Origin of the sequence: Methanobrevibacter sp., assembly GCF_015062985.1 — an archaeon.
In the GTDB taxonomy this organism is placed as follows: domain Archaea; phylum Methanobacteriota; class Methanobacteria; order Methanobacteriales; family Methanobacteriaceae; genus Methanocatella.
The window spans coordinates 19,031-44,724 of record NZ_SUTI01000014.1 but is presented as its reverse complement, the minus strand read 5'-3'; the positions used below and the strand labels follow the sequence as shown (position 1 = coordinate 44,724).

Genomic DNA, 25,694 nt, shown 5'->3' with positions numbered 1-25,694 from the left:
TAATGTTAGATCTCGACTAAACACGTTTTATGTAATGATTCCAATCATTACATATTTTTTCTCTTTTTTTAAGGTGATATTAATGAAAGTTGCAGTTATTGGCGGAACCGGTCCACAAGGACTTGGAATTGCAAAGAGATTTGCAATTGAAGGTGTTGAAGTAATTGTTGGATCCCGTAAAGAAGAAAAAGCTTTAAGTATCGTTGAAGAAACAATTGAAGAACTTAAAGATTATGATTTGAATATTGTAGGTATGGCTAATGAAGATGCGGCAAAAGCAGGAGATATCTTAATTCTCACCGTGCCTCTTGCAGCTCAAAAACCTACACTTGAAGGAATTAAAGAATTTTGTACTGATAAAATTGTTCTTGATGCAACTGTTCCTCTTGAAACAGCTATCGGCGGAAAACCTTTCCGTTTCATTGATTTAATGGAAGGATCTGCTGCAGAAAGGACTGCTAAAATCCTTGATGGAACTGGCGCAAAAGTTATATGTGCATTCTGTAATATTAGTAATTCCCACTTGTCTAATATTCCAAATGAAATAGACTGTGATTGTTTAATTGCAGGTGATGATAAGGAAGCTAAAGAAATAGCGATTGAACTCATAAATAAACTTCCAGGTATTCAAGCGATCGACTGCGGAATATTAGAAAAATCAAGAATAATTGAAAAAATCACTCCATTGTTAATCGGATTAAACATCAAGTATAGATCCCATTATGGAGGACTCCGTATTACTGGAATTCCACAATTTGAGAAATAATGTTGAATGTTGAGTAACGATTTTATACTGCTCTATTAATAAATTGTTGTATTTTTAGATATCCTTGGCATACCTCAAGGATATTTAATTTCAACATTAGTTAAATATTACGGAAATTATGTTAGTGGTCATAATTTTCTAATATTTAACTCTATTTCTCCATTCAGTATAGACCTTGAAGGTGATTTAAATGATTTTAGTTTTAGCAAAAGCAATTCCTAAAGATGAAGATGCATGTGCAAAAATTGTAGAATTTGCACAAGATTTAATTGAAAACACTAAAAAAGAAGATGGGAATGTAGATTATAATTTATATTCAAACACTGCAGATGGCACATTGTTATTTGTAGAACAATGGGAATCTAAAGAAATCTTGGGTTCACATTTGCAAACAGATCATTTCATCAGATTTGGTGAAAATATTCAAGATTTAGTGGAAACAGATCTCATCATTGATGTTTTCGATGCTGATGCCATTAGTCTTTAATTTTCTTTTTTTCTCTTTTTTTAACATTTATTCATTAATATTAAAGTCCACTATATCTCCATTATCCTGAACTATTTTTGCAATGGCTTCTTCCGCATGATTTAATTTGTCATTACATACTTTTACTAATTTCATTGCATTGTTAAATTCTTCGATTGCATCATCTAAAGGCACATTTCCATTTTCTAATTTGTTCACGATTTCTTCTAATTTTTCTAAACTTTCTTCAAAACTTAAATTTTCCATTATATCACCTTTGTATTTATTGTTCCATCATTAAATTCAATATCAAGCTCATCTCCGGTTTTAACATCTTTTGAAGAAGATATTACTTTGTCACTAGATTTCGCTATTGCATAACCTCTTTTTAATGTTAAAAGAGGGTTTAGGATTTCTAATTTTTCAATATTTCTTAAATATGATTCTTTTTTAGGTTGAGTTATCTTTTCAGGATTTTTGAGTATTGGGTTGCTTTCTAATATGAATAGTTTGTTTTTGTTTTGTGATACTATGTTTTTTGATGTGTATTGCAGTTTGTTTATTAGGTTATCTAGTTTCATTTCTTTATTTTGATATAAATTTTTTGGATTTTTGAGTATTGGGCTATTTTCCAGTCTGTTTAGTTTGTTTTTGTTTTGTGATACTATGTTTTTTGATGTGTATTGCAGTTTGTTCATTAGCTTGTTTAGTTTCATTTCTTCAGTTTCATAAATTGATTTTGGTCTTTTAAAAACTGGAGAATTTTCCAATGTAATTAGTTTAGCTTTATTTTCTGTTAAAATGTTTTTAGAAATGAAATCAATTTTACTAATTAAATTGTCTAAGGTCATATTTTTAATTTGATATATTGATTCAGGATTCTGTATAATCTGCTTTCGAGAAATATGATTCAGTCTTGTCTTATTTTGATTTAATTGATTGATGATTTGTTTATTAATTCTATTTGAAAGTTGATTAATTTTGTATTCGATTTCTTTTTTATCAGGTACTGCAATTTCTGCCGCAGCAGTTGGTGTGGCGGCTCGTTTATCAGCTACAAAATCAGTTATTGTGAAATCGATTTCATGGCCTACCGCACTGATGACTGGAGTTTCACATGCGTAAATTTCACGAGCAACAATCTCTTCATTGAATGCCCACAAATCTTCAATGCTTCCACCACCTCTTCCAACAATCAAAGTATCCAGATTAAAATTTTGTGCATATTTAATTTTTTGTACAATTTGAGGAGCGGCATTGTCACCTTGAACCAATGTTGAAAAAACTAGTATTTCGCATAGAGGATACCGTCTGTTAATTGTGGTTATTATATCTCTTATGACGGCACCGGTTTGTGAAGTTATCACTCCAATTTTTTTAGGAAACTTTGGTATTTCTTTTTTGTGGCTTTCATCGAACAATCCTTCATTTTTAAGTTTTAACTTAAGTTGTTCGAATTTTCTATTCAAATCTCCAATACCGTCTTCGGTCATTCTATGAGCATATAATCTATATTCTCCATTTTTAACATATCCAGCGATGCTACCTTTGATAATTACAGTCATCCCATCTTCTGGTTTAAATTCGACGAATTTTTGGTAATTGTAATATAGTGTAACTTTAATTTGGGAATCCTCATCTTTCAAGGTAAAATAACTGTTTCCTCTGACAGTCTTAAAATTTGAAATTTCGCCACGCACTTTAACATTTCTCAAAGTAGGGTTTCTTTTTAATATCCTATCAATTTGAGAATTTAACTGGCGGACGGTTAAAAATTCGTCTTCCATATCTTCACCATTAAATCAATATTGTTATTATATTGGTTATATTTAATACAATTTGTTATATTGATTATACAAGTAAATGAGAAATATATTTTAAATTGAAAATACAATATAAGAAATAGGTGTTTTTTATGAGAATAAAAGATGAATTAATTGGTAAAGAAGTTCTTGATGCTGAAATCCAAATCGTAGGAAAAGTTGCAGACGCTATCTTTGACAAGGATACTTTTGAAGTAACTGATATTGTAATCAAAAAATCAGGATTTTCCGAACAGATTAAATCCAGTGAAAATATCGTTCCGATGGAACTTGTAAAAGCCATCGGGGATAAAATTTTACTTAAAGGTGAAGATGATATCTAATGACTACAAAAGAGTTTTTAATTGATTTATTAAAGGAAAATGGGGTTTTTCTTGAAGGGGACTTTACTTTATCCTCCGGAAAGAAAAGCAATTATTATATCAACATGAAAAAAGCAATTACGGAGCCTGAAATTTTATCCACAATTTCAAAATTAATCACAGAAAAAATTAGTGGAGAGGACATTGATAAAGTTGCAGGGCCTGCTTTAGGTGCTGTTCCAATAGCCACTGCTGTTTCACTTGAATCAAAATTGCCTTTATTAATGATTAGGAAAGAAAAGAAGGGTTATGGTACTTCTAAATTGATTGAAGGTGAACTTTTAGAAGGGGACAATGTTATTGTTGTTGAAGATGTGTCAACAACCGGTGGGTCTCTTTTAAAGGCCATTAAGGCCATTCAGGATAATGGCGGTAATGTAAAAAGGGCTTTTGTTGTTGTTGACCGCCAAGAGGGTGCCATTGAAGAATTCAAAAAAAACGGAATAAAATTAGAGCCCCTCATTTCTGTTGATGAATTTTTCTAAATTAAAAAAAGAAAAAGATGATGAAAATCAATTTCATCATTTTTTCACATGGTGGACAAAGTGAGGTAGTTCATCAATTATTATGCTGAATGCGGTTTTAACAGCATTAGGTGAGCCAGGCATGGAAAATATCACTGTTTTTTTGTAGATTCCGGCTGTAGCTCTTGAAAGTAATGCTGCCGCACCGATTTCCTCATAAGATTTTGCCCTAAACATTTCTCCAAAGCCGTCTAATTTTTTTTCGAAAAGTGATTCAACAGTTTCAACAGTTATGTCTCGAGGATCCAGTCCGGTTCCCCCTGTTGTTAGAATAACATCGATATTTAATGAAATCATGTTCTCTATTGATTTTATCAGTTCATCCCTTTCATCAGGGATTAGGTCTCTTGATTTTAATGTATATCTTGCTTCAATTTCTTCAGCCATAAATTGGCCGGACAAATCCAGTTTTTTTGATTTTCTGCTGTCGCTTAATGTGATTATTCCGCATGTGATGTCTTTCGAGGATTCTTTTTGATGTTGTGTAGATGTTTCACTTTTCATTTTACATACCTACTTATTCATTTTTAATAAATTCTTTTATTAAATTATATTCATCTAAGCAATTAAATAATTTATTGCTCGGATAATATAATGTGGAATTTTTAAACTCCTCTTTTTCCACATATTTGAGCTCATAAATGATTTCAATGTGGTATGTAATTGTTTTATAGTCTAAATTCAACATTTTTGATAATTGGTTAATATTGTAAGGTTTAATTAATATTTTGTCAATAATTTTAGTTGTAGTCTCCCCACCTTTTCTTCCAATTATCAAATTAATTAATTCCTTATTTTTTATCTGCCATATTCCTAAATGTTTTTTATTAGTCTTCATAACAAACTCATCCCTCAAATGATCGAAAATAGATTAAATGCCCATTTTAAAGCGTTTTTGTCTTTTCCAATCAATATCTGGGAGTCGTCGTAGTGCCCGTCCTTGAAAAATAGGGTCAATGACATGAATTCATCGGATAGTGTTAAAAAGATTTTCAGGTTCATGTCTAGTGTTGTTATATGGACTTTGTCGTTTTTTAATAGGGAGTTTGCCAACAATTCATTTTTTTCAATTGAATTTAATATATCCTTACTCACAATCAATTCGAGATGTTCAAGTTTATTTTCGTTCAATTGTTTAATCAGGTGTTCAAAGTGATTTTCTGAATAAATCGGAAGAAGTATCTTTAGGCGTTTTGCATTTGAAATTAATTTGATGTAGTTGTTAAATGCATTGGACAGATTGCTTGTTGTTGAATTGACATATTCGGCATCTTTTAAAAGATAAATGTTCTTCAACATTTCTTCAGGAATGTCTGATAGATTGTGGCTGTTCCAAAATTTTTTACTTTTATTTATTGAGTTCCAGTTTTCTATTAGCTTTATCAGATTTGTGGTTAGCAGATACCCGTTTGATGTGAGGTTGTAGTGTTTTTGAACTTTTTTAACAAGATTTATTGTTTCCAATTCTTTAAGTCCGTGCAGTATTGTTGCTGAAGGTTTTATCAGTTCATTTCGTAGGTCCTCTAAATTTTTTGGATACTCATATAGTGACAATAATAATTTTGTTCTCATGCCTGAGGTTAAAATGTATTTCACATCCTTAAATTCTTTGCTCAACTCGTTTTTTGTTTTTGAATTGGTCATGTTATGCCCCCTCCTTTATACTTTCAAATAAATTCAATGCCCAGTTTCTGGACTTTTCATTTTCAGAAATCACAATCCTGTTTTGATCAAAGCTGCCGTCGTTTTTAAACAATCCGAGACTCATTGATTCATCACAAATTGTCAAATATATTTTTAAATCATCTTTTGCAGAATTGATTTTTAATCTTTTTTCCTTTAGTGCAGTTCTTCTTATTTTTTCATTGATTTGAGCCATCAAAGCCTTGTTTATATCCTTTGGAATTATCAATTCCACATTCCCGTCATTTTTCAAAATATTTTCTATCAGTTGAGGATAATCGGGGTGCAAATACGGAAAAATAGCTTTGATGGAATTGGATTTAATTAATTGTTCTTTAATGACATTATGGGTTCTATATATGTCGAGAGGAGTTGTTTCAATCAATTTGGATTCTTTTAAATCAGTGATGGATTTTATTGATTCGAGGTTTAACTGTTTTATGTTATGTTTTCCCCAGAATGTGTTGTATGCACTAATCAGTTCGATGCTGTTCTTAAAGTCCATCAGGGTTTTAAAGTAAATAACTGTCATCGGATTGATATGGTATTTGTTTTTTATTTTTTTGATGTGGTTATTCTGCTCTAATTTAGCCATATTGCTTGAAACGGAGCTGTAAGTGATTTTTGTCTTATTGACTATGCCCCGTACATTGTTTGGGTGGTTGTATAATTCACTTAGTATTTTTAGACGAATCTCTGATTTTGCAAGAAATTTGATATCATTATTAAGGCTTCCAGGACTATTCATTTTTTTCTTTCCTCCATTTTTTTATTCATTTAAATCTTTGTGAATTAAATGAATTTTGTATAATATCAGATTGTTTCATCTAAATTTAAATAGATTTTTCCAGATATATCCCAAATTCAACCAATACTGATTCTAATTCCCTTTATGGATTATTCCATAAATATCCCAACTTTATTCCAGATTATTGGCCGATTTCAACTCAAATAAAATAACTAAAATTTATTAGTTTATAAGATTAAAAATAATCATATGGAAATTGTTTATGTATTGGACGCATCTGCTTTTATCAACGGCTTTAAAATTATTTCGAACAATAATTTTACAGTTCCCGAAATCACTGCCGAAATCAAGGATTTCGAATCAAGACTGGTTTTTGACATGGCAATTGATGAGGGGAAGCTGATTATACAAGATGTACAATCGGAGTATATAAATTGTGTGAATGATATTATATCTGATTCCGGTGATATTTTAAGATTGTCAAAACCCGATACAAAATTGATTGCTTTAGCATACATGTTTTCAAAGGAAGGCAAGAACGTTAAAGTGATTAGTGATGATTACACTATTCAAAACACTTTAAAAATAATGGATATTCCATATTCAGGCATTATAACTGAGGGAATTAAAGAGATTTACAATTGGAAAAAGGTTTGTGAAGGATGCAAGAAGGAATATGGTGAAGATTATCCTTTTGACGATTGTGAAATTTGCGGGTCAAGAATTTATAAAAAAAGAATCAGGGTGGAAAAATGAGGATAGGTATTGTAGTCCACGGCCCAAACATTATAGATACAGGTTATGCTTTAAAATTAATAGAATTGATTAAGGATTATGGGGATGTTTCGGTAAGATTGGGCGGAACAATGGGCAGAACTGCAGTAATAGATGCAGGTTTGGAAAATATCATCGATATCACAAAAAAGTTGGTTCCAAGCGATTCCTTAAAGATATTCTATGATGATAATGTTGATGTGATTTTCTTACTTAATTATGGCAAATCCGATGTGACAGGACAGGTTTTTGGATATAAGGTCTATAATCATTATGTTGATAAGATTGGTGAAAATAATGTTCCGGTAATTCAAATTGAAAGGCCAGGGGAGGCTGACGGCAGCATTATTCCATGGAATAATGATTTGGAACTTGTCAAAGAATTATCAGAGAAATTAGGTTTGGCCATAGTATATCCTGATGATGTTTATGACAATCATATCAGACAGGATGATGCAGGCGTTAATCAAAGGATTGTTCATGGAGTAAGTCCTGGAGAGAACATAATGGTCAACAGTGTGGTCATCGGTAAAACAAATTCGGATAAGCTCACTCTGATTGCAAAGGATAATCATATTGTCGATATTGTCGGAGGCGAGCTTAAAAGTCATGGCCTTGAAAAGCTGGGGGAAGTTGATTTGGACAGTGCAATTATAAAGACCGGGCTTTTAAGGCATGCTAAAGTAACTCCCCGAGTAATTTCAAACGACAAGCCTGAAGATTTCATCGTTTCATTTTTAGATCACGCCGGTGAGGATGTTTATAAGTACAGGCTGTCTTCCCTTGTAGTTACTGTTGGTGATGATACTACTTTGATATCTTCTGATATTCTTTATAGATTTGATATACCTATAATCGGAATAACTGATGGGGATTTGGATAAGATTGTCGAAGATGGATTTAAGGCTAAGGATTCAATCATCTTTGAGGTTGAAAGTGGTTTTGATGACATCGTTGGCCAAGATATTAAAAAGATAATCTTCAATGACAAACAGGAATCCTGTGATTATCAGGATATCGAGGAAGTCAAAGAGAAAATTGTTGAAATAATAAATAATATTAATTGTAAATACAAAATTAACTATATAATTTAACTAGGTTGTGAAAATTTGGATTTTGAAAATCTTGTTCGGGAAATTCAAGAATTTAAAGGAGTGTCACGTAAAAGTTCTATTGATAATGTAATATCCCTTTTAAAAGAATCATATAATGTTTCAGGTGATGTGGTAATAGACATTGGTGATGATGCCTCAGCCATTGACATAGGAAATAATCAGGTTTTATTGCTTGCTGCTGATGGAATCTGGGGCGATATTATGAATGTAAATCCTTATTGGGCAGGATATTGCTCAGTTTTGGTGAATGTGAATGATATTGCCGCAATGGGAGGCAAACCATTGGCAATGGTTAACATAATGTCAATAAGTAATGATGCCATTTACGAAGATTTATTGAATGGAATTAAAGACGGATGCTTAAAATTTGGCGTTCCAATGGTTGGAGGACACCTGCATCCTGATGGTGAAGTTGATTCTTTGGGAGTGGCCATTGTAGGAATTGCCCAAAAGGATAAGATTATAACAAGTTTCGGTGCAGAAGTCGGAGATAAGGTGATTGTTGCAATAGACCTTGACGGCAAGCCTCATGAAATGTTTAGCCTTAATTGGGATACTACTTACGATAAGGATGCACAAATTGTCCGTGACCAGATTACTGCAGTCCAGTACCTGGCCGAACATGATTATATAAAATCCGGAAAGGATATCTCAAACCCGGGGATTTTAGGAACTTTGGAAATGCTTTTGGAAACTTCCGGAAAAGGTGCGGTAGTCAACCTCGAGGATATTCCTAGAAATGAAAGCGTTGAATGGGTGGATTGGCTTAGGTCTTACCCGGGATCAGGTTTTGTATTCACTGCATCTGAAGAATACTGTGACTACATTAAGGAATACCTTTCAAGATATTCAATCGAAGCCGCGGTTGTTGGTGAGGTAACAGATTCAAATTCACTTTACCTGAATTATAAAAATGAACAGGCTGAAGTATTTAATCAAGATGTAAACCCTGTTTTTATTTTCAGGTAACTCTTTTTTCCTATTTTTTAATGAATTAAGTTATTAGGGATTGCATCGTTTACATGGCACATATCCTTGATTTATAGCATCCGCTCTGCTTGAAAAGAACACCTTATTTTTATCGGACATTTTTCCAACACTGCCGCAGGATGCATAATGGAATTTTCCGGAATTTGAATTTCCAACGTAACTTCCGGAGTCGGATGAACTGTGTGAAGAGGTAGCCGAACTGCTTGTATCTGAACTTTGATAACTGGAGGTGGGTGTGTTGTCATTTGCCCAGTTGTATGGATAAAATTCACTTGGCGGCATATACATGATTTCGGCAAGGCCTTCTTTTAAAAGCATTTCATTGACATTCTTTCCATCAACAATCACGACAGCCAGTGTCCTGCCATATCGGTCGGTGTGTTTGGAATCATCGATATCCAATCCGACTTTTTTGTTCAGGCATAATTTTTGAACAAAATTCTTTGATGTAATATATCCGTCAACGCCTCTTTCAGGAGTATTGACCCCAACTAAACGGACTTTTTTACCATTGTCCAGATAAATGGTATCCCCATCCACAACGCTGGTACATATTGCAGTCTCTTCCACATGGCATTCGCTGTCAGGGTATTTGCTTAGAATATCTGAAGCGGATAAATCATGGTACTTGGAACTTGGTATGTTATGTGAAAATCCGGTTCCGGTATATGCGCTAACTGCAGAAATGGCTCCTACGCACATGATTAAAATGATTAGTAATGAAAATATATTTTTTTTAGTGATAGTCATTTTTTACCCCCAATATAATTGTTATAATTATGTGTTAATAAAGCTTTTCAAAATTAAATAAATAATTTTAATATATAATAAAATAATAAATATATAATATTAAAAATTCTTATTAGGAGATTGTATGTTAATTAAAATCAATGGAGAAGAAATAGATGTTGCGGATGGTTCAACAATTCAGGATGTGATTGTTGAGACAAATGCACCATATACTCCTGGTAGTATTGTTTGTTTAATTAAAGGTAAAAAAGAGCTTGAAAAAAACATAAACAAGTATAAAATTAAAACAAATAAGGGATCCATAATCATTGAATTAGATGAGTCTGAAGATGCGCAACCTCTTGTTGATGTATGGAAGAATCAATATGAAGAGTTTGTAGATTTGGATATAAGGTGGTCTACTCCTACTGAAGTAGCTATCGGTCCTATTGTCACTGATTTGGAACCTACCCATGATGAGCATAAGTATTATGAGGGGGATGTTGTTTTAAGTTTATCCAGTTTTAGTAATGAGTCCACTCATTTAATTATGCTTAAAGAGAATACTACTAATGTTTATAGTGTTCCTCCGCATAATAAAGGTATTTTTGCCCGTGTTATCGGGGGTAGGAAAACATTGGAGAATCTTACTGATGACGATTCAGTTTTAGGCATTGAACCTATTATTGAAAGAAGCACAACTACTGATAGTTATTCCGTATCAGATTTAAGCATTGTTTTGGGAGAAGGAAATGAACTATACACATACATATCATTTGATATTGATGATGATTCCCCAGTGGGAGTTGAACATCTGTTCTCTTTAATTAAAGACGGCAGAATTAAAGTATCATATGACAGTGAATCTTTTGTTGGTTTTTATGATTTGGCAGGTCTTGAGAAACCGAAAGAACACACAACCAAGAGAAATAGAGGAACCATCACTGTCAGAAACAATGGTGTGGGTGTAGGAAAGCTTTTCATTTACCGTGAAAACAGAGTTTTATCTCCAAATCATACTACTGTTGGAAAGATTGTAAACGGTATGGAAATTATTGACATTGCTAAAGAAAATGATTTTATAACTGTAAAATCAGAACAGCAAAGGTTAATGCTATTGAATAAAACTCAAAGTGAAGCTACTGAATTATTGTCTGCAGTCGGCGTTGAACATATGATAGACGGAATGGTTGACGATGACGCCATTGTTGTCGAACAAATTCCTAAGCATACGATTGATATCCTAAAAGAAGGAAGAGTAATTACCAAAGCTGTTAAAAAAGAGGAGATTTGTACAATTAAATTTGTGGATAATGCTCCAAGGTCTGTAAGGTACTTCAAACTGTTGTCTGGTCTTTTAGAAAATCCTGTAGGTCAGATTAAGGTTCACTTTTCAGTACCCGGTATGCACATTGTTATTTTTGAAGGAGATAAAAAGGCAGCTAAAGGTTTAGTTCCTGAAAATAACCCTGTTGATAAAGTTATTAGAGGTCAAATCGGTATTACTAACATGGCTTCAAAAAGTGCTGGTTTAATAGGTATCAGATTTGAGGACAATATTGAATTTGGACCAACAGCGGAAACCTTTGAAGCGACAAATATAATTGGAGAAATCACTTCTGATTATGATTATCTTGAAAAATTAAAAGAAGGAGTTGTAGTATATGTCACAGAATCTAACCATGAGTCCTGATTTAGGTACAGAAGATTGGGATCCGGATGTAATTACCCGTATGATTTTCATCGGACCGGGAGCCCATGTAAGTGAACAGCAGATTGTTAGTGAGTTTCATATGCTTGGTTTACCACTCACAATAAAGAACACTTGTTATGGCTCTATGATTAGTGGAAAAAGTGAGCATGTTTACAAAGCTATTGAAAAGATAAGAAAACTAGATCCGAACCACATTTTCACAAAAGAAAGAGGATTCGCTCCAGGTGATCCTAGAAGGTGTAGGGGTCATAGGTTTGGTCCTAGAGAAGGTTTCCATCAAATGGAAAAGGAATATAGAATACTTGGTTTTGTTTCTGAAGCTTTAGAAAATCCTAAAGAAGTGGAAATTGAAGAGAAAAAACCGGTTGATGTTGACGAATTTAAAAAAATCATGAATGAATGTTTAGAAAATAAGGAATAGGTGAAAATATGGTTAAAATAGCTCTTTATCCTCCAAATTCATTAATATTAGCAGATTTACTTGAAAGAAAAGGTCATACTCCTTTAGTTTTACAAAAACAAATTAGGCAAAAAATCAAAGACCCGGAGATTGATTCTCCACCGATGAATATTACTGAAGAAGATCCTATTAAAGGACTTAAATATGCTGCAATTGAAGTGCCTTCCGGTGTTCGTGGAAGAATGGCAATTATCGGACCTCTTATAGATGAAGCAGAAGCAGCTATTGTTGTTGATGGTGCTCCATATGGTTTCGGTTGTATCGGATGTGCAAGAACTAATGAATTATCAATATTCTTGCTCAGAAACAAAGGAATTCCTGTATTGGAACTAACATACCCAACCAATCAGGATGAAACCTATGTTATGGTAAATCAAATTAACGAGTTTGTAGATTCTCTTGAAGAAACTGTTGAGGAGGAATAATAATATGGTTAAAATTGCTTTAGTTTCATGTGGAACAGAATATAGTGGAATTCAAAAAGAAATCGAAAAGGCAGCAAATAAGTTTGGTGCTGAAATTGTTCTTCCTGAAATTGATTTAGATTACATTGATGAATCTTATGAGAAATTTGGATTTTCAGCTCAAAGTTCAAGTTTGAAATTAATGATTGCAAGAGCTATGGCTATTGTTGAAGGCAGGTCCAAGCCTGATGCAGTATTCATTGCAACATGCTTCAGATGTGCTGAAGCGGCACTGGTGAGAAATGAAGTTAGGAGATTTATCCAGAATAATACACGTATCCCAGTAGTTACCTATTCTTTCACTGAAAGAACAAAAGCTGATGAATTGTTTATTCGTATGGAAGCATTGGCTACTACTGTAACTCGTAGAAGTATTCTTGCCCGTGAAAAACAAGAAGGCCTTACTCTTGGTTTAGACTCCGGTTCAACAACTACAAAAGCGGTTCTCATGGAAAATAACCAGGTGATTGGAACAGGTTGGACTGCTACCAAAGACATCATTGAGTCTGCTAAAACAGCAGCTGCCGAAGCATTTTCCAACACTGATTATGGATGGGATGATGTGGATGGTATTGGAACAACCGGTTACGGCAGATTCACAATGGGTCAGGAATTTGCTGCTGAACTCATTCAGGAAGAGTTGTCCGTCAATGCAAAAGGTGCAGTTTATCTAGCCGATTGTCAAAAAGGCGAAGCAACAGTGCTTGATATTGGAGGTATGGATAACAAGGTAATTACCGTTAACAATGGTATTCCGGATAACTTTACCATGGGTGGTATCTGTGCAGGAGCATCCGGAAGATTCTTGGATATGACTTCCCGTAGGTTAGATGTGGACATCACTGAATTAGGTCCTCTTGCAGTACAGGGTGACTGGAGAAAAGCTATGCTAAACTCTTACTGTATTGTATTCGGTATTCAGGACCTTGTTACAACACTTGCAGCAGGAGGTTCCAAGGCAGATGTTGCAGCTGCGGCATGTCATTCAGTATCTGAACAGGTTTATGAACAACAATTGCAGGAAATTGATATCCGTGAACCTTTAATTCAAGTAGGTGGAACAAGTTTGATTTCCGGTCTTGTTGAAGCTGTGAGTGAAACTTTAGGTGGAATTGAAGTCATTGTTCCTGAATATTCTCAACATATCGGTGCTGTGGGCGCAGCTCTATTAGTATCCGGAATGGGACACAGACATGATGATAAATAAACATATTAAAGGGTTGGTTAGATGTTAGTTGAATGCTATGATGAGAGGGGCGCAGAAGTTTATGAAATCATCATTAAACAAATCTTCCAAGACTTGGTCTTGGGATCAGCTGTTGATGATTTGAAAGCTTATGTTAACCCGGATGACCCTGTTTTCGTATTGGCCATTAAAATGAGAAAAACCTCCAATGCTATTTTGTTTGAGGATGTGGCCAATTTAACTTATAATAAAGAAAATGATGTAACTACAATTTTGATTGATAATGAGAATTATCTTCCTAACATATTGAAATTGTTATGGAGGCAATTTTCAAGGGATGAAATTTATCAACCGAACAGGTATCAACTTGAGATTAAAGGAGATTACACCAGTTTAAAATCTGAAGTTGTCGATGACCCTCATTCTAATTTACAAAGGCGTGTTTATGATGCAATCTTCAGAATTTTGCCTGAAGGATTTAAAATTATTAAAGACTTGTCTACTGAGGATATTGTAACTGTTGTAGCTACTGATGAGTTAATTAAGGATGCATGGATTGAAAAAGCTCATGAATATATTGATGAACTAAATAATGGCAAATAGAAAGGTTTATATATTTGTTCGTATCAATACAAAATAACAGGAGTTATATTTTAAGGAGGGGTAGTATTATGAATGAACATAAAGGTTCAAGATTTGCACATATTACAAGAGCACATCCATGTTTTAATGAAAAAATGCATGATAAAGTCGGTAGAGCACATGTACCAGTTGCACCAAAGTGTAATATCTTTTGTAACTTCTGTACAAGGGATATTAACAATGAAGAGGACAGGCCAGGTGTAACAAGCTGCATTATGAAACCTGACGATGCAATCACTCATATTAATGACGTTACTGCAGAAGGTCCTATTTCTGTTGTCGGTGTGGCTGGACCGGGTGATTCCTTAGCTAATGAGGAAACATTTGAATTTTTCGAAAAGTTAGCTAGTGAACAGCCTGATTTAATTAAATGTATGAGTACAAATGGTCTTTTACTTCCAAAATATGCAGATAAGCTTGCAGAACTTGGAGTAAACTCTGTCACAGTTACAATTAATGCAGTCGATCCGGAAATTGCCGAAAAAATTTATTCTTTCATTAAATACGAAGGAAAAGTCTACAAAGGTCGTGAAGCTGTAGAAATTTTAATTAAAAATCAATTGGATGGTGTTGAAAAAGCAGCGGCTAATGATTTGGTGGTTAAAGTTAATTCAGTCCTGATTCCTGGAGTAAATGATGAACACATTGTTGATATTGCTCGTGAAGTTGAAAAACGCGGAGCAGCTTTAATGAATGTTTTACCTTTAATCCCATTGGGAAAAATGAAAGACCTTGAAAGACCTGACTGTTCCATGATGGAAAGTATCAGGGAACAAGTTGAAGAGATTATTCCAGTATTCAGAGCATGCACTCAATGTAGGGCAGATGCATATGGAATACCAGGTAAAAAAAGTGAAGATCATCATTTAGGAATGACTCCACAAAGTCATTACTAAATAATTTTTTTTTATTATTTTAATAGAATAAGAATGTAAACGAAGTTTCATTCTCATTTTCTTATTTTTACTCGATATTTAAGAGTTTATCGAAACCGGACATTACAAGAATCTCTTTTATAGTGTCATTGACTTTAATGACAAAAGGAATGCCCTCTGCTTTTAATTTTTTTTCTGTAATAATTAAAACCCTTAATCCTGCACTGGAAATGTATTCCAAATCTGTTAAATTTAAAATTAATGAATCAAAGTTGTTTATTTCATCCATTATTTCATTTTCAAAATCTGGTGCGGTAGTTGTATCGATTTTTCCAGTGACAGTTATAATTCTTTTTCATTATATTCTTTTATTAATTCCATTTCAATCCCTATTTTCTTTATTAGTATTATTAATAATTATGTTTGATTTCAAATTTAAATTTTAATCTGTTGCATTTTAAATCGGGTTATAGTTAAATATCTTTATTTCATAATAAAAAAGTATCATGATTATTTGTATTAATCTTTGACATCTTATCTCATGTAATTATAGGCAAGCTCAATATGACTCACTTTCAGTCACTACCAAAATCGGGAAATTAAAAAGAAAGTATTATTTTTTGAGAAATAACTTAAAGAATTTAGGAGTTAGCTTTAAAATCTGCTTCCATCACAACATTAAATAGAGATGAAAAAGATAATTTTAACTGATATAAAATTTAGAGGAAAACGATAATATGGTTGAAACTTATGTTTTTGGACATAAAAGTCCGGATAGTGATTCAATTACTTCCAGTTTAGTAATGACTAACTTGGAAAATGAATTGGGAAATGCTGATGCTAAAGCTTACAGATTAGGAAATATAAATAAAGAGACTGAATTCATTTTAGAATATTTGGATATGGATGCACCGGAACTTTTGGAAAGTGTTGAAGATGGTGCAAATGTTATTTTGGTAGATCATAACTCTCCAGCGGAATCTGTGGACAATTTGGAAAATGCTAATATTTTAAAAGTTGTCGACCATCATAAATTAGCTTTAGAAACTTCCTATCCATTATTTTTAAGATTTGAACCGGTAGGATGTACTGAAACTATCTTATGTAAATTATATGAAGAAAACAATGTTGAAATCACTAAAGAGATAGCAACATTAATGTTATCAGCTATCATTTCAGATACTTTGCTTTTAAAATCTCCAACAACCACTGAAGACGACAAAGCCGCTGTTGAAAAACTTGCAGAACTCGCAGAAATAGACTATGAGGAATACGGTTTAGAAATGCTTAAGGCAGGAACTGATTTAAGCAGCTTTTCAATTGATGAAATTTTATCCCTTGATGCTAAACAGATTGACTTTAAAGATGTAAAATCAATTGTAAACCAAGTCAACACTGCAGACATTTCAGATGTCATGGCATTAAAAGATGATTTGGAAGAGGGAATGAATAAAATTATAGAAGAGGAAGACCTTGATTTGTTCATGCTTTTAATAACTGATATTGTTAACAGCAATTCACAAGTAATTGCACTTGGAAAAGACTCAAGCTTAGTTGAAAAAGCATATGGAGTTAAATTAGAGGACAATACTGTTTTACTTGAGGGTGTTGTTTCACGTAAAAAACAAGTAGTGCCTATTATGACTGAAAACGCATAATTATTTTTAGTATTACTAAATAATTATGTTTTCTTATTGGTTTTAAGTAAGATTTATAAATGATTAGGGTATAAATATAAAATAGATGTATTTCTAATACATCTCTAATCAATCCATTTTGGATATTAAATTAGACGGGAAAGCATAATTATAAAACCTTTAATTGTATTTTTTATACAATAAAATAAATTAGAAACTAACGTTAATTATGCTTTCAATATTTTTAAACTTTTTTTATATGGTGTTAACATGAAAACACTTGAATGGGAAGATAACAAATTAAAGCTTATTGATCAAAGAAAACTTCCTGATGAATTGACTTATGTTTATTGTGATAATTATCAGGATGTAATTACTGCAATTAAGAATATGACTGTGCGTGGAGCTCCAGCTATCGGGGTATCCGCCGCTTTTGGTATGGCACTGGCCGATATTCAAGGTGTAGATTTGGATAAAGCTGCAGAAGAAATTAAAGCAGCAAGGCCTACTGCAGTAAATCTGTTTTGGGCTGTTGACAGGGTCTTAAATAGTGAAGATGATGCCTTGTCCGAGGCTTTAAAAATGTATGAGGAAGACATGGCAACCAACAGAGCCATCGGAAAATACGGTGCTGAAGTAATTGATGATGGTGACACAATTTTGACTCATTGTAATGCGGGCGCTCTTGCCTGTGTCGACTATGGAACAGCTCTTGGAGTATTTAGAGCAGCACACGAACAAGGAAAAAATATTAATGTTATCTGTGATGAAACCCGTCCGAGAGGCCAAGGGGCTAGCTTAAGCGTTTGGGAAATGCAACAAGAGAATATTCCGGTTAAACTGATTCCGGATGTTGCATCAGGATATCTTATGTCACAGGGCGTCATTGATAAAGTTGTAATCGGAGCGGATAGGATTGCTAAAGGTGGTGTTGTAAATAAGGTCGGTTCATTTATGGTTGCTTTAGCCGCCAAACATCATGATATTCCATTCTATGTTGCTGCACCTTATTCCACTTTTGATAATGAAATATCCATTTATGATACTGTAATCGAAGAAAGAGATGGTGATGAGGTAAGATATTATGGCGGAGCCAGAATCTGTCCGGAAGGAACTGAAGTTATTAATCCTGCTTTTGATATAACTCCAAGTGAATTAGTTACAGGTATCATAACAGAAAAAGGAATTATTAAACCTATTTAATTGATTAGAGGGGGATTTCCCTCATTTTTTTATCTTCTAAAAATTGACCTTATCTTTCTAAGGGGTTTTGTCATTTTCCATGATCTTGATGAACGCAGCATGTTTACTTCTGCTTTCAATCTCTGATTTTCCTTATACATCTCTGAATCCTCAAGTTCATCATAGTAACTCATCATATTTTTTGATGTTATGCCGTTGGCAAGCTTTCTGCTTTCAGCATTTCCAAGGGGTTCATGTGAATCGATGTAGTTGAATACGATTTTCATATGGTTGCTTTTGTCCTTAATTTTCGGAAGTTCATTAATTTTTTTGATGAAGTCCAGGTATTGGGTGTTAATGTCCCTATTGCTGCAATTGAAAACGATTGTTGCTTTTGGAATGTAATTTTCCTTTTTCATCAGTTCGATAACATCAAATCTGTGTTTGAATCTGTCCCAGATTTCCTCATCGCTTAATCCCGGAAAGCAATACGGCTTAACTTTATTATAGCTCACATGATTTTGAAATTCTAATTGTGGGATGTCTGCCAGTGCAATTGAATCTCTAACCATTGTAGCAAGCTGAAGTGAAGTAAAACCTCCCATTGAACTTCCATAAAAGATTAAATTTTCACGTTTCAGGTTCAGGCGTTCAATGAGTTGAACGACGATATTTCCAATATTTCTTAAGAAGTAATCTTCTGTTGTTCCAACACCCCATGATCCTTTTGATTTTAAATTCAGGTATCTTGTAGGGTCATTATACCAGATTGTGGATGCATCGAATTTCCATCCATGCCTGTGAAAGAAAGGTCTGCTGGTGTCATGTTTGGAATCGTTTCCCATAGCTCCTGCTCCTAAACATAGAACTTTATCGGTGTTGGTTTTGAAATGCACTAAAAACTCATATTTTGTATCTCTTAGATTAACGCATAATCCAAACCTGTAATTTAAGGGAAACTCAAAGGTGCTTAAATCCTCATAGTCTATGTTTATAATTTCATCCACTAGCTCATACATAAGTAATCACGAAATTTATTGTTTTATTATTTCAATAATCCGATTAGAATATTGTTCTTAACTTATATTTAATAATTTATTTATTCTAACTTAAAAGGGTTATGTAGCATTAAAATTGATTGTTTAATGGATAATCTTAAACCATATGGGTGCAGATTAAATTATGGATTTGAAGATTAGTTTTCAATATTTTCACTTGTGATTCTGGCGTCGATTGCGACATGCCATTCGCCGGGGGAGGTGGATTTGACTTTGCGTGTACTGATTATTTCTATCTGTTTGCCTTCTTTTTCGCATGCTTCTTTCAGGCGGTTTATTCCCTGCTCATATGAATCTGAAAATTCATAGTAATTTATTATTCCATTGTCTTCAATTAAATGGAAAGCAACATCAAGGAAGGTATATGCAAGGCCTGGCAAGTTCATTATTATCCTATCAAATTTTGTGTTGAAGCTTTCGCTGACTTCCCTAATGTCTCCGCAGTATGTGCGGATATTCCCCTTCAGCTTGTTTAATTTAATGTTTTCGTCCAGATATCTGATGGCTGCTTGGTTAATGTCAACGGCAGTTATGTCAACATTCTTATTTTTAGCTATTACAATTGGAAATGGCCCTATTCCACAGAACATGTCTAAAATAGTTTCCCCGTCGCAAACGCTTTCCATAACACGTTTTCTTTCGGTTGCAAGTCTTGGTGAAAAGTATACTTCACGAACATCAAGCTTCAATCTTGCCCCATGTTCCTTGTGGATTGTGACTGAATCGTCCACCCCAGACAGGAATTCCAGATCGCGTACGCGTGTTGTTCCTTTTACTGCACTTTTTTTCATGTAAATTGCTTTTCTTTTGGTAAATTTAAGTGCTGCATCACCAATTATCTGGTTTTTATCAACCAAATCATCGGGAATTTCTAAAATCACGATGTCTCCGATAGTATCGAATGAAGTTCTCAAATTCTCTATTTCCTCATCTGTCAGTTCATCCTCAAGCAATTCGGAAAAATTGTGGGGCACTTTCTTCATGGCTTCCAGGTGCATGCAAACTATTTCATAGCCGTCAATATTTTCATTTATTGGAATATATCCGTAATCATCACAGGCTTTTATCCTATATTCCATATTCATCAGGCCTTTTTCCATTAATTTTATACGGGTATCATTCAATTCTCTTAATGGAACTTTTACACATTTCATAAAGTTTTTTATGTTTAAATTATTATATAATAATATATGTTTTATTTAGTGGGTTTAGGATTATTTGATGAAAAGGACATATCCCTAAAAGGTTTGGAATGTTTGAGAAATGTTGATAAGATATATGCGGAATTCTTCACATCAAGATTATTCGGTTCCAGTTTTGAGGCAATCGAAGAGCTGATCGGTCAAAAAATTGAAGTGCTGGTTAGGGGAGAAGTGGAAGAGGAATCCAAATTCATCGAAGAGGCTAAAACTCAAGATGTTGCATTAATCACCGGTGGAGACCCATTAATTGCAACAACTCACAGTGATTTTTTAGTGCAATGCTCCAAAAAAGGAATAGACTATGAGGTTATTCATGGCTCATCAATCCTGTCTTCCGCCCCGGCAATTTCCGGTCTTCAGGGATATAAGTTCGGTAAGGTAACCACTATACCTTTCCCGGATTATAATTTTTATCCAAAATCTCCTTATGAAGCTATTGAAGAAAACCTGAAAATGGATTTGCATACTCTGGTTCTTCTTGATATCCAAGCTCACAAAGACCGTTATATGACCGTTAATCAGGGTCTTGAGTATCTGATGAATATTCATGATGATTTGGAAAGGGAAGGCTTAATAACTGAAGATTCCCTAGCGATGGGCATTGCCCGTGTTGGTTCGAAAGAAGTATGCGTTAAGGCCGGCAAAATCAAGGAACTCATTGATTTTGACTTTGGAGGTCCTTTGCATTGTATTGTAATTCCATCCAAACTTCACATTGTTGAAGCAGAATATTTGGTTGAAATTGCTGGTGCAGACCCAAGCATACTTGATGATGTTTGATTCTATAAAATAAAGGGGGAGTGGAAGCAGCGGGTTAGTTACTGCTTCTCTCGAGATTTTTTTTAATTTTTGGAGATTAAAAATGTCGACTGATTTTTAAAATAAGATATGTAATTATATTCATATCGTTTATTATTTAATATTTTTTATATATATATATATAAATCTTACTGTTTTCTTAGAAAAATTAATTTAAAAACAGTATTTATAAAAATAAAGGGGGGAGTGGAAGTAGTAGTATTTTTCTACTTCCGTAATGAAACATATTCCTACATTTTGGAGATTATAAAATGGTTGATGTCTTCATTACAAGACTTGAAATATAATTCATATCGTATAATACTTATATTTTAATATTATATAAATGTTTTTATTTTTTCAGGCAGCGAATTTTGCCGAGTGCTTTTTATATGATGCTAAGTTTATTAATGTTGAGCACATAATTAATATTGATGGATGTATTAAATAATTTGCAGGAAAGGAACAATTCCTTAAAATCAAAATTAAGGCATGAACAGTTAAAATACGGGATTTATAAGTTTAATAAATTTAAAAATGAATCATTGCTAGTTTTAGACGCCTATGAAAATCACAAATCAATTTTTAAAGCAGCATCCAGCGTTGGTGTTGATAAGGATATTGCCATGAAATGGTTTATAAGGGGAATGGAGGGGGATCCGAGATTCCGACCTTTCTATCTCTCAATAGCTAAGATTAATGGATTCCGAACCAGAAGTCATGATGAGATTCTATCGGAACTTAATGAAATTGAAAAGCTTTATGATATTGCCATATTTGAGGATGCCTGGGTTTACACAACACAACAGGACGGCATAAAGATTTCCATTATTTCCGGCAATCTGGATAACCTACGGCAGAAAGTTAAAGCCAGAAATCTTCCTCTGTTATAATTCTTTTTTAATATTCCAATATTCAAATTCACATATCAAAATGCTCTAAAAAAACACTAAAACGTTTATTAACCAGTATGCACAATCTAATTGTATGTCTAAAAACAAGCGTGTTACTATCAGCATCAATAATGACATTGACTTGAATTTTCGAAGATTAGCCTCCAGTAAGATGCTTTTTAAAACTGGATGGTATTCAAAAGCTGTCGAAGAGGCAATGTTATTATGGATAGAAAAAGAGGATATCAAATAATTTTTTCTCTTTTTTTCTTTTTTTAATCATTAACTATTTAAATAAAACTAATCTATTTATTATTATAGAGTGGGTGTCAATAATGGAAAGTGAGGAATTCAGAACTGTAAGGGTGTATACAAAAAAATACACCAGTAAAGATAAGGATGGTAACACTGTTGAAAAGGAATCTCAACAAAAGCAAGTTAGTCTTAAGAAAGAAGATCCTTTTGAAGATGATGATTTAGTTAAAGTTTTATCCCAAAAAGATTATGAAAAATTGATGGATAATCAATTTTCAGATGCAAAACTTGATGAATTTCATCATACCATCGAAGCAAAAGATGCTGAAATTGCAAATTTACAAGACCAAATTCAAACTCTTAAGGTTTCATTCTTTGATGATGTAGGTTCTCTTAAAGAACAAATCAGTGATAAAGATGAACTTATAAAAGCTAAAGATGAAATTCATGAGTTAAACAAAAAAATCACCAAAATTGATGATGAAAGAGTGGCTATTTTTAAGGAACTTGATTATAAAAACAAGATGATTCTGGCATATAATGTGGAGTTAAACAAATCCATCCTAAACGCCATCAATGTTGTCATTGATGAAGCAAGGGATAACATCAATAGAAGAAATGCCGAGCTTGTTGAAGGTTTGGAAAAATCAATCGAAAAATCCAAACATGAGGTTAATGAGAAGAACAAAGCTATAGCATATGAGATAAAAAGCACTGTTGAAGACATGAATGAACAGATTAGAAACACAAGTACTCTTAAAATGGTATTGAATAAGAGAAAAATCAATTTAAGAGTGCCAGTAGATGATTTGCTAAAACCATTCGAATTTGACTTTGACGTTGAACAGTTGCTTGCGGGACAGGCTTTAGAACTTGATGCTGCTGAAATCCTAAAAGAAGTGATGCCTAAACTCCCTGAACCATTCTCCAAATATATTGACACTATTGATGAAGAAGAGCCAGAAACAATTGAAATTACTCCCAAAAATGAGGATTAATCCATGAAAACATTCAACACTGGCAGAATCACTTTCGAATACCCGAATGAATGGGATGTGGAAAAGGCAGATATTTTATCCAATCCGGACTGCATTGCAACATTATCTAAAGGTCAGGATAATTTGATTAATGCTGTGATGTTTCCGACCGCAACAAACCTTGATGACTATAAGATATTCATGGAGGATGCGATTTCTGATGATGGTGGTGTAATAATCGCTTCAGATTTCACACAGATTGCGGGTAAAGATGCCATTAAACTTCATGCCAATATGGACACTCCTGAAATTAACTTTGACATCCATACTTATGTTTTCATTGAAAAAGGAGATATCTACATTTTTGAACTTAGAACACTGGATATTTCCGGAGAATCTGAAAGGGAATTCAAAAATATTATTTCAACATTTGAAATCTTAAAATAATTGGGTGTATTCAAGAAGATAATCCATATGCTCCCTGTCAAGTATTTTTAAAGTTGAGATGTTTTGAGGTGTTGTTCCTGAACGTTCCTCTACAAGATTTCTCAGAGATCTGTTTTTCATGTGTGCATGGATTTCCCTTATTACAAATTCCATATTTTCAATATTCTTTTTTTCCAAGTCCTTTTGGGAAATGTCATCATAAATAGGATATTCATTCAAATCATAAGCTTTTGTTGGTGTTTGCAGGACATTTAAATGACTGTAGTAATTTGTGCTGTCCGCTAGAAATCCATCGATTCCCATGTAGGTTAAAATAGGCATAAATGAAAGTTCTGTAAATGGGAATATGAAATAACTTGATTTTTTAGCTTCTTTTTTAAGTGAAACGATTAATTCAACCAATTCCTTTGGGTTTGTAAGCAATGCATCTCCATTTGCTATTATAAAACCATTGTATCCTATATCTTCCAGTTGTTTTAAGCAGTCTATTCGCAAGTCAACGTATTTTGAACCTTGAATCACTGCAATATCGCAGTCATCAACATTAGCTTCAGCCAATCTTAATGTTTCTTTCAGGTTGAATTCGGCAATTTCACGGTCAATGTTATATGCTGATCCCTCAGTCGGGGCAATTTTCAGGTCCCTTTTAAAAAATATTCTTGGTGTAGGTTCACCGTCTATTTTTCCGATTCTTCCAGGACCATCATGTGATTTAATTTCGAATTTTTTTATCATTTATGTCTTCCTATTTTCATTTTTATATTACTTTTTGTTTTTTAGGTTTATAAAAATTTTTTATTTTGTGTAATCATTTAGGTTACACCATCTGATTTTTTAGTAACCTTTATATATGTTCTTTTAAAGAATTATAATTAGGATTTGAGGGAATAGTCCGATGATTATCCGAGGTGTGTTTTCAATGTCTATAATAAATCGTCTTAAATCCTTATTTACAGGAGATAATGAAAAAGAAGTAAAAGACATCAATGCTGATGTTTCAAACACATCTAATGATGTCGAAGTTACATCTTCACAAATTGTAAATGATGATGTCGTCTCAGGTACTAAAACTACTGTTTCCAGAGAAGAACCAGTAAAAGAAGAACCTAAAGACGATATAACTGACATCGAAACTTTAGCAGATGGAGTTGATGAGGAACTTCATAAAATAGAGGATATTCCTTTAGATGAAGCAATTGAAAAAGTTGATGAATCTATAGGAAAACCTTTAGATGAACAAGTTGAAAAACTTCATGAGATCAAAGAAAAAGTTGTAGAGGCTGTTGAAATCATTGAAGAAGATGTTAAAGAAAAAATAGATGAAAATAATAAAGAGAGAGATAATATGACTTTATTGACTGATACAGAATTATTAACTGATTGTAATCGTGATCCAGATTTCACTGCTGAGTTCATTGATTCTGGAATTGAAACTGTTAAACACTGTTTCCAATGTGGTACCTGCAGTGGAAGTTGCCCATCTGGAAGAAGAACTCCTTACAAAGTAAGACAAATTGTCAGAAAATGTTTATTAGGATTAAAAGAAGAAGTTATCACTGATGACGCTTTATGGATGTGTACTACCTGTTACACTTGCCAAGAAAGATGTCTCAGAAGTGTTAAAATTGTGGAAATTATCAAAAAAGCACGTAACATCGCAGCTCACGCTGGATACATGGCAAAACCACACAAAATGACTGGTGTATTTGTAATGAATACTGGTCACGGTGTACCTATTAACGATGCTACTAAAGCTTTAAGAGTTAAAATTGGACTTCCAGAAATTCCACCTACAACTCACGCTTATCCTGAAGCTTTAGAAGAAGTACAGAAAATTTGTAAAATTACCGGTTTCGATGAATTGATTGGTTATGATGAAGCAACCGGCGGATTAAAAGAATAGATTTATGAGGAGAGTTATAAT

General features: G+C 33.4%; 32 protein-coding genes. 21 read left to right on the top strand and 11 right to left on the bottom strand.

Features of this window, described 5'->3' with window-relative positions:
• The first annotated feature begins 82 nt into the window (after nt 1-82).
• Entirely contained in the window at nt 83-766 is a 684-nt protein-coding gene (gene npdG / locus E7Z77_RS07285; RefSeq protein ID WP_292752145.1) for an NADPH-dependent F420 reductase, read from the top strand.
• Between the two features lie 190 nt (nt 767-956).
• Nucleotides 957-1,253 (top strand): putative quinol monooxygenase, encoded by a 297-nt coding sequence (locus E7Z77_RS07280; RefSeq protein ID WP_292752142.1) that lies wholly within the window; start codon nt 957-959, stop codon nt 1,251-1,253.
• A 27-nt stretch (nt 1,254-1,280) separates the two neighbouring features.
• On the opposite strand, the gene E7Z77_RS07275 is transcribed toward E7Z77_RS07280, so the two are convergent.
• Together E7Z77_RS07275 and xseA are read right to left on the bottom strand one after the other, a co-directional pair.
• Complete coding sequence (locus tag E7Z77_RS07275) at nt 1,281-1,499, bottom strand: exodeoxyribonuclease VII small subunit (protein WP_292752139.1); 219 nt, start codon at nt 1,497-1,499, stop codon at nt 1,281-1,283.
• On the bottom strand, nt 1,499-3,019 hold the full coding sequence (gene xseA / locus E7Z77_RS07270) for an exodeoxyribonuclease VII large subunit (RefSeq protein ID WP_292752136.1): 1,521 nt from the start codon (nt 3,017-3,019) through the stop codon (nt 1,499-1,501). The genes E7Z77_RS07275 and xseA overlap by 1 nt, the downstream gene beginning before the upstream one ends.
• A gap of 128 nt (nt 3,020-3,147) precedes the next feature.
• Between xseA and E7Z77_RS07265 the strand changes: the two genes are divergently transcribed.
• Together E7Z77_RS07265 and pyrE are read left to right on the top strand one after the other, a co-directional pair.
• On the top strand, nt 3,148-3,378 hold the full coding sequence (locus E7Z77_RS07265) for a PRC-barrel domain-containing protein (protein WP_292752133.1): 231 nt from the start codon (nt 3,148-3,150) through the stop codon (nt 3,376-3,378).
• Entirely contained in the window at nt 3,378-3,902 is a 525-nt protein-coding gene (gene pyrE, locus E7Z77_RS07260) for an orotate phosphoribosyltransferase (protein WP_292752131.1), read from the top strand. Before E7Z77_RS07265 ends, pyrE begins: the two co-directional genes overlap by 1 nt.
• Nucleotides 3,903-3,938: 36 nt before the next feature.
• Here the strand turns inward: pyrE and E7Z77_RS07255 are convergent, their stop codons facing one another.
• Genes E7Z77_RS07255 through E7Z77_RS07240 form a run of 4 tightly spaced genes read right to left on the bottom strand, consistent with a single transcriptional unit; the run spans nt 3,939 to nt 6,372 of the window.
• Entirely contained in the window at nt 3,939-4,445 is a 507-nt protein-coding gene (locus E7Z77_RS07255; RefSeq protein ID WP_292752128.1) for a MogA/MoaB family molybdenum cofactor biosynthesis protein, read from the bottom strand.
• Nucleotides 4,446-4,458: 13 nt separating this feature from the next.
• Entirely contained in the window at nt 4,459-4,779 is a 321-nt protein-coding gene (locus E7Z77_RS07250; RefSeq protein ID WP_292752125.1) for a winged helix-turn-helix domain-containing protein, read from the bottom strand.
• 14 nt (nt 4,780-4,793) lie between these two features.
• Nucleotides 4,794-5,585 carry a transcriptional regulator FilR1 domain-containing protein gene (locus tag E7Z77_RS07245; RefSeq protein ID WP_292752121.1) on the bottom strand — a complete coding sequence of 264 codons (792 nt, stop codon included), beginning with the start codon at nt 5,583-5,585 and terminating at the stop codon, nt 4,794-4,796.
• A gap of 1 nt (nt 5,586) precedes the next feature.
• Nucleotides 5,587-6,372, bottom strand: a complete 786-nt coding sequence (locus tag E7Z77_RS07240; RefSeq protein ID WP_292752118.1) for a transcriptional regulator FilR1 domain-containing protein — start codon at nt 6,370-6,372, stop codon at nt 5,587-5,589.
• A gap of 249 nt (nt 6,373-6,621) precedes the next feature.
• On the opposite strand from E7Z77_RS07240, the gene E7Z77_RS07235 reads away from it, so the two are divergent.
• The 3 genes from E7Z77_RS07235 to E7Z77_RS07225 are packed head-to-tail and all read left to right on the top strand — an operon-like array spanning nt 6,622 to nt 9,230.
• A complete protein-coding gene (locus E7Z77_RS07235) occupies nt 6,622-7,128 on the top strand; it encodes a type II toxin-antitoxin system VapC family toxin (protein ID WP_292752116.1) in 507 nt (168 codons plus the stop codon).
• Nucleotides 7,125-8,240 carry a DUF2117 domain-containing protein gene (locus E7Z77_RS07230; protein ID WP_292752113.1) on the top strand — a complete coding sequence of 372 codons (1,116 nt, stop codon included), beginning with the start codon at nt 7,125-7,127 and terminating at the stop codon, nt 8,238-8,240. Before E7Z77_RS07235 ends, E7Z77_RS07230 begins: the two co-directional genes overlap by 4 nt.
• Nucleotides 8,241-8,255: 15 nt before the next feature.
• Nucleotides 8,256-9,230: a methanogenesis marker 2 protein gene (locus E7Z77_RS07225; RefSeq protein ID WP_292752109.1), complete on the top strand. Its 975-nt coding sequence runs from the start codon at nt 8,256-8,258 to the stop codon at nt 9,228-9,230.
• A 33-nt stretch (nt 9,231-9,263) separates the two neighbouring features.
• On the opposite strand, the gene E7Z77_RS07220 is transcribed toward E7Z77_RS07225, so the two are convergent.
• Entirely contained in the window at nt 9,264-10,001 is a 738-nt protein-coding gene (locus tag E7Z77_RS07220; protein ID WP_292752106.1) for a thermonuclease family protein, read from the bottom strand.
• Between the two features lie 124 nt (nt 10,002-10,125).
• On the opposite strand from E7Z77_RS07220, the gene E7Z77_RS07215 reads away from it, so the two are divergent.
• From E7Z77_RS07215 to E7Z77_RS07190, 6 genes are all read left to right on the top strand, one after another.
• On the top strand, nt 10,126-11,673 hold the full coding sequence (locus E7Z77_RS07215; RefSeq protein ID WP_292752103.1) for a methanogenesis marker 3 protein: 1,548 nt from the start codon (nt 10,126-10,128) through the stop codon (nt 11,671-11,673).
• Nucleotides 11,645-12,115 carry a methanogenesis marker 6 protein gene (locus E7Z77_RS07210; protein ID WP_292752100.1) on the top strand — a complete coding sequence of 157 codons (471 nt, stop codon included), beginning with the start codon at nt 11,645-11,647 and terminating at the stop codon, nt 12,113-12,115. The genes E7Z77_RS07215 and E7Z77_RS07210 overlap by 29 nt, the downstream gene beginning before the upstream one ends.
• 8 nt (nt 12,116-12,123) lie before the next feature.
• Nucleotides 12,124-12,579 carry a methanogenesis marker 5 protein gene (locus E7Z77_RS07205; protein ID WP_292752097.1) on the top strand — a complete coding sequence of 152 codons (456 nt, stop codon included), beginning with the start codon at nt 12,124-12,126 and terminating at the stop codon, nt 12,577-12,579.
• Between the two features lie 4 nt (nt 12,580-12,583).
• On the top strand, nt 12,584-13,825 hold the full coding sequence (locus E7Z77_RS07200; RefSeq protein ID WP_292752095.1) for a methanogenesis marker 15 protein: 1,242 nt from the start codon (nt 12,584-12,586) through the stop codon (nt 13,823-13,825).
• Between the two features lie 21 nt (nt 13,826-13,846).
• Nucleotides 13,847-14,407, top strand: a complete 561-nt coding sequence (locus E7Z77_RS07195) for a methanogenesis marker 17 protein (RefSeq protein WP_292752092.1) — start codon at nt 13,847-13,849, stop codon at nt 14,405-14,407.
• A 68-nt stretch (nt 14,408-14,475) separates the two neighbouring features.
• Nucleotides 14,476-15,342: a radical SAM protein gene (locus E7Z77_RS07190; RefSeq protein ID WP_292752088.1), complete on the top strand. Its 867-nt coding sequence runs from the start codon at nt 14,476-14,478 to the stop codon at nt 15,340-15,342.
• Nucleotides 15,343-15,409: 67 nt separating this feature from the next.
• On the opposite strand, the gene E7Z77_RS07185 is transcribed toward E7Z77_RS07190, so the two are convergent.
• The gene (locus E7Z77_RS07185; protein WP_292752085.1) at nt 15,410-15,610 is read right to left on the bottom strand and encodes an STAS domain-containing protein; all 201 of its coding nucleotides are present in this window, start codon (nt 15,608-15,610) and stop codon (nt 15,410-15,412) included.
• A 448-nt stretch (nt 15,611-16,058) separates the two neighbouring features.
• Here E7Z77_RS07185 and E7Z77_RS07180 point away from each other — a divergent pair, with 448 nt between their 5' ends.
• Both E7Z77_RS07180 and mtnA read left to right on the top strand, forming a co-directional pair.
• The gene (locus E7Z77_RS07180; protein ID WP_292752081.1) at nt 16,059-16,979 is read left to right on the top strand and encodes a manganese-dependent inorganic pyrophosphatase; all 921 of its coding nucleotides are present in this window, start codon (nt 16,059-16,061) and stop codon (nt 16,977-16,979) included.
• Between the two features lie 249 nt (nt 16,980-17,228).
• Nucleotides 17,229-18,161, top strand: a complete 933-nt coding sequence (mtnA, locus tag E7Z77_RS07175; RefSeq protein WP_292752078.1) for an S-methyl-5-thioribose-1-phosphate isomerase — start codon at nt 17,229-17,231, stop codon at nt 18,159-18,161.
• A 29-nt stretch (nt 18,162-18,190) separates the two neighbouring features.
• Here the strand turns inward: mtnA and E7Z77_RS07170 are convergent, their stop codons facing one another.
• Nucleotides 18,191-19,159: a hypothetical protein gene (locus tag E7Z77_RS07170; protein WP_292752076.1), complete on the bottom strand. Its 969-nt coding sequence runs from the start codon at nt 19,157-19,159 to the stop codon at nt 18,191-18,193.
• A 176-nt stretch (nt 19,160-19,335) separates the two neighbouring features.
• On the bottom strand, nt 19,336-20,352 hold the full coding sequence (locus E7Z77_RS07165) for a class I SAM-dependent methyltransferase family protein (protein ID WP_292752072.1): 1,017 nt from the start codon (nt 20,350-20,352) through the stop codon (nt 19,336-19,338).
• A gap of 36 nt (nt 20,353-20,388) precedes the next feature.
• Here E7Z77_RS07165 and dph5 point away from each other — a divergent pair, with 36 nt between their 5' ends.
• From dph5 to E7Z77_RS07140, 5 genes are all read left to right on the top strand, one after another.
• On the top strand, nt 20,389-21,180 hold the full coding sequence (gene dph5 / locus E7Z77_RS07160; protein WP_292752069.1) for a diphthine synthase: 792 nt from the start codon (nt 20,389-20,391) through the stop codon (nt 21,178-21,180).
• A gap of 452 nt (nt 21,181-21,632) precedes the next feature.
• Nucleotides 21,633-22,091: a hypothetical protein gene (locus tag E7Z77_RS07155; RefSeq protein WP_292752066.1), complete on the top strand. Its 459-nt coding sequence runs from the start codon at nt 21,633-21,635 to the stop codon at nt 22,089-22,091.
• A 94-nt stretch (nt 22,092-22,185) separates the two neighbouring features.
• Nucleotides 22,186-22,344 carry a hypothetical protein gene (locus tag E7Z77_RS07150; protein ID WP_292752063.1) on the top strand — a complete coding sequence of 53 codons (159 nt, stop codon included), beginning with the start codon at nt 22,186-22,188 and terminating at the stop codon, nt 22,342-22,344.
• A gap of 82 nt (nt 22,345-22,426) precedes the next feature.
• Complete coding sequence (locus E7Z77_RS07145) at nt 22,427-23,344, top strand: hypothetical protein (protein ID WP_292752061.1); 918 nt, start codon at nt 22,427-22,429, stop codon at nt 23,342-23,344.
• Between the two features lie 3 nt (nt 23,345-23,347).
• Nucleotides 23,348-23,770: a hypothetical protein gene (locus E7Z77_RS07140; RefSeq protein WP_292752059.1), complete on the top strand. Its 423-nt coding sequence runs from the start codon at nt 23,348-23,350 to the stop codon at nt 23,768-23,770.
• On the opposite strand, the gene E7Z77_RS07135 is transcribed toward E7Z77_RS07140, so the two are convergent.
• A complete protein-coding gene (locus E7Z77_RS07135; protein ID WP_292752056.1) occupies nt 23,762-24,505 on the bottom strand; it encodes an archaeosine tRNA-ribosyltransferase in 744 nt (247 codons plus the stop codon). The two genes, E7Z77_RS07140 and E7Z77_RS07135, sit on opposite strands and share 9 nt — an antisense overlap.
• Nucleotides 24,506-24,689: 184 nt before the next feature.
• Here E7Z77_RS07135 and hdrC point away from each other — a divergent pair, with 184 nt between their 5' ends.
• Nucleotides 24,690-25,673, top strand: a complete 984-nt coding sequence (gene hdrC / locus E7Z77_RS07130; RefSeq protein ID WP_292752054.1) for a CoB--CoM heterodisulfide reductase subunit C — start codon at nt 24,690-24,692, stop codon at nt 25,671-25,673.
• The last annotated feature ends 21 nt before the right edge of the window (nt 25,674-25,694 follow it).

Bases quoted from the DNA above. Each gene is read 5' to 3' on its own strand.
- E7Z77_RS07230 (WP_292752113.1), top strand. From the start codon at position 7,125: ATGAGGATAGGTATTGTAGTCCACGGCCCAAACATTATAGATACAGGT.
- hdrC (WP_292752054.1), top strand. From the start codon at position 24,690: ATGTCTATAATAAATCGTCTTAAATCCTTATTTACAGGAGATAATGAA.
- E7Z77_RS07255 (WP_292752128.1), bottom strand. From the start codon at position 4,445: ATGAAAAGTGAAACATCTACACAACATCAAAAAGAATCCTCGAAAGAC.
- npdG (WP_292752145.1), top strand. From the start codon at position 83: ATGAAAGTTGCAGTTATTGGCGGAACCGGTCCACAAGGACTTGGAATT.
- E7Z77_RS07275 (WP_292752139.1), bottom strand. From the start codon at position 1,499: ATGGAAAATTTAAGTTTTGAAGAAAGTTTAGAAAAATTAGAAGAAATC.
- E7Z77_RS07195 (WP_292752092.1), top strand. From the start codon at position 13,847: ATGTTAGTTGAATGCTATGATGAGAGGGGCGCAGAAGTTTATGAAATC.
- E7Z77_RS07245 (WP_292752121.1), bottom strand. From the start codon at position 5,585: ATGACCAATTCAAAAACAAAAAACGAGTTGAGCAAAGAATTTAAGGAT.
- E7Z77_RS07215 (WP_292752103.1), top strand. From the start codon at position 10,126: ATGTTAATTAAAATCAATGGAGAAGAAATAGATGTTGCGGATGGTTCA.
- E7Z77_RS07180 (WP_292752081.1), top strand. From the start codon at position 16,059: ATGGTTGAAACTTATGTTTTTGGACATAAAAGTCCGGATAGTGATTCA.
- E7Z77_RS07205 (WP_292752097.1), top strand. From the start codon at position 12,124: ATGGTTAAAATAGCTCTTTATCCTCCAAATTCATTAATATTAGCAGAT.
- E7Z77_RS07265 (WP_292752133.1), top strand. From the start codon at position 3,148: ATGAGAATAAAAGATGAATTAATTGGTAAAGAAGTTCTTGATGCTGAA.
- E7Z77_RS07235 (WP_292752116.1), top strand. From the start codon at position 6,622: ATGGAAATTGTTTATGTATTGGACGCATCTGCTTTTATCAACGGCTTT.
- E7Z77_RS07280 (WP_292752142.1), top strand. From the start codon at position 957: ATGATTTTAGTTTTAGCAAAAGCAATTCCTAAAGATGAAGATGCATGT.
- E7Z77_RS07145 (WP_292752061.1), top strand. From the start codon at position 22,427: ATGGAAAGTGAGGAATTCAGAACTGTAAGGGTGTATACAAAAAAATAC.
- E7Z77_RS07250 (WP_292752125.1), bottom strand. From the start codon at position 4,779: ATGAAGACTAATAAAAAACATTTAGGAATATGGCAGATAAAAAATAAG.
- E7Z77_RS07165 (WP_292752072.1), bottom strand. From the start codon at position 20,352: ATGAAATGTGTAAAAGTTCCATTAAGAGAATTGAATGATACCCGTATA.
- E7Z77_RS07170 (WP_292752076.1), bottom strand. From the start codon at position 19,159: ATGTATGAGCTAGTGGATGAAATTATAAACATAGACTATGAGGATTTA.
- mtnA (WP_292752078.1), top strand. From the start codon at position 17,229: ATGAAAACACTTGAATGGGAAGATAACAAATTAAAGCTTATTGATCAA.
- dph5 (WP_292752069.1), top strand. From the start codon at position 20,389: ATGTTTTATTTAGTGGGTTTAGGATTATTTGATGAAAAGGACATATCC.
- E7Z77_RS07185 (WP_292752085.1), bottom strand. From the start codon at position 15,610: ATGGATGAAATAAACAACTTTGATTCATTAATTTTAAATTTAACAGAT.
- E7Z77_RS07210 (WP_292752100.1), top strand. From the start codon at position 11,645: ATGTCACAGAATCTAACCATGAGTCCTGATTTAGGTACAGAAGATTGG.
- E7Z77_RS07135 (WP_292752056.1), bottom strand. From the start codon at position 24,505: ATGATAAAAAAATTCGAAATTAAATCACATGATGGTCCTGGAAGAATC.
- pyrE (WP_292752131.1), top strand. From the start codon at position 3,378: ATGACTACAAAAGAGTTTTTAATTGATTTATTAAAGGAAAATGGGGTT.
- E7Z77_RS07200 (WP_292752095.1), top strand. From the start codon at position 12,584: ATGGTTAAAATTGCTTTAGTTTCATGTGGAACAGAATATAGTGGAATT.
- E7Z77_RS07150 (WP_292752063.1), top strand. From the start codon at position 22,186: ATGTCTAAAAACAAGCGTGTTACTATCAGCATCAATAATGACATTGAC.
- xseA (WP_292752136.1), bottom strand. From the start codon at position 3,019: ATGGAAGACGAATTTTTAACCGTCCGCCAGTTAAATTCTCAAATTGAT.
- E7Z77_RS07140 (WP_292752059.1), top strand. From the start codon at position 23,348: ATGAAAACATTCAACACTGGCAGAATCACTTTCGAATACCCGAATGAA.
- E7Z77_RS07220 (WP_292752106.1), bottom strand. From the start codon at position 10,001: ATGACTATCACTAAAAAAAATATATTTTCATTACTAATCATTTTAATC.
- E7Z77_RS07155 (WP_292752066.1), top strand. From the start codon at position 21,633: ATGGATGTATTAAATAATTTGCAGGAAAGGAACAATTCCTTAAAATCA.
- E7Z77_RS07240 (WP_292752118.1), bottom strand. From the start codon at position 6,372: ATGAATAGTCCTGGAAGCCTTAATAATGATATCAAATTTCTTGCAAAA.
- E7Z77_RS07190 (WP_292752088.1), top strand. From the start codon at position 14,476: ATGAATGAACATAAAGGTTCAAGATTTGCACATATTACAAGAGCACAT.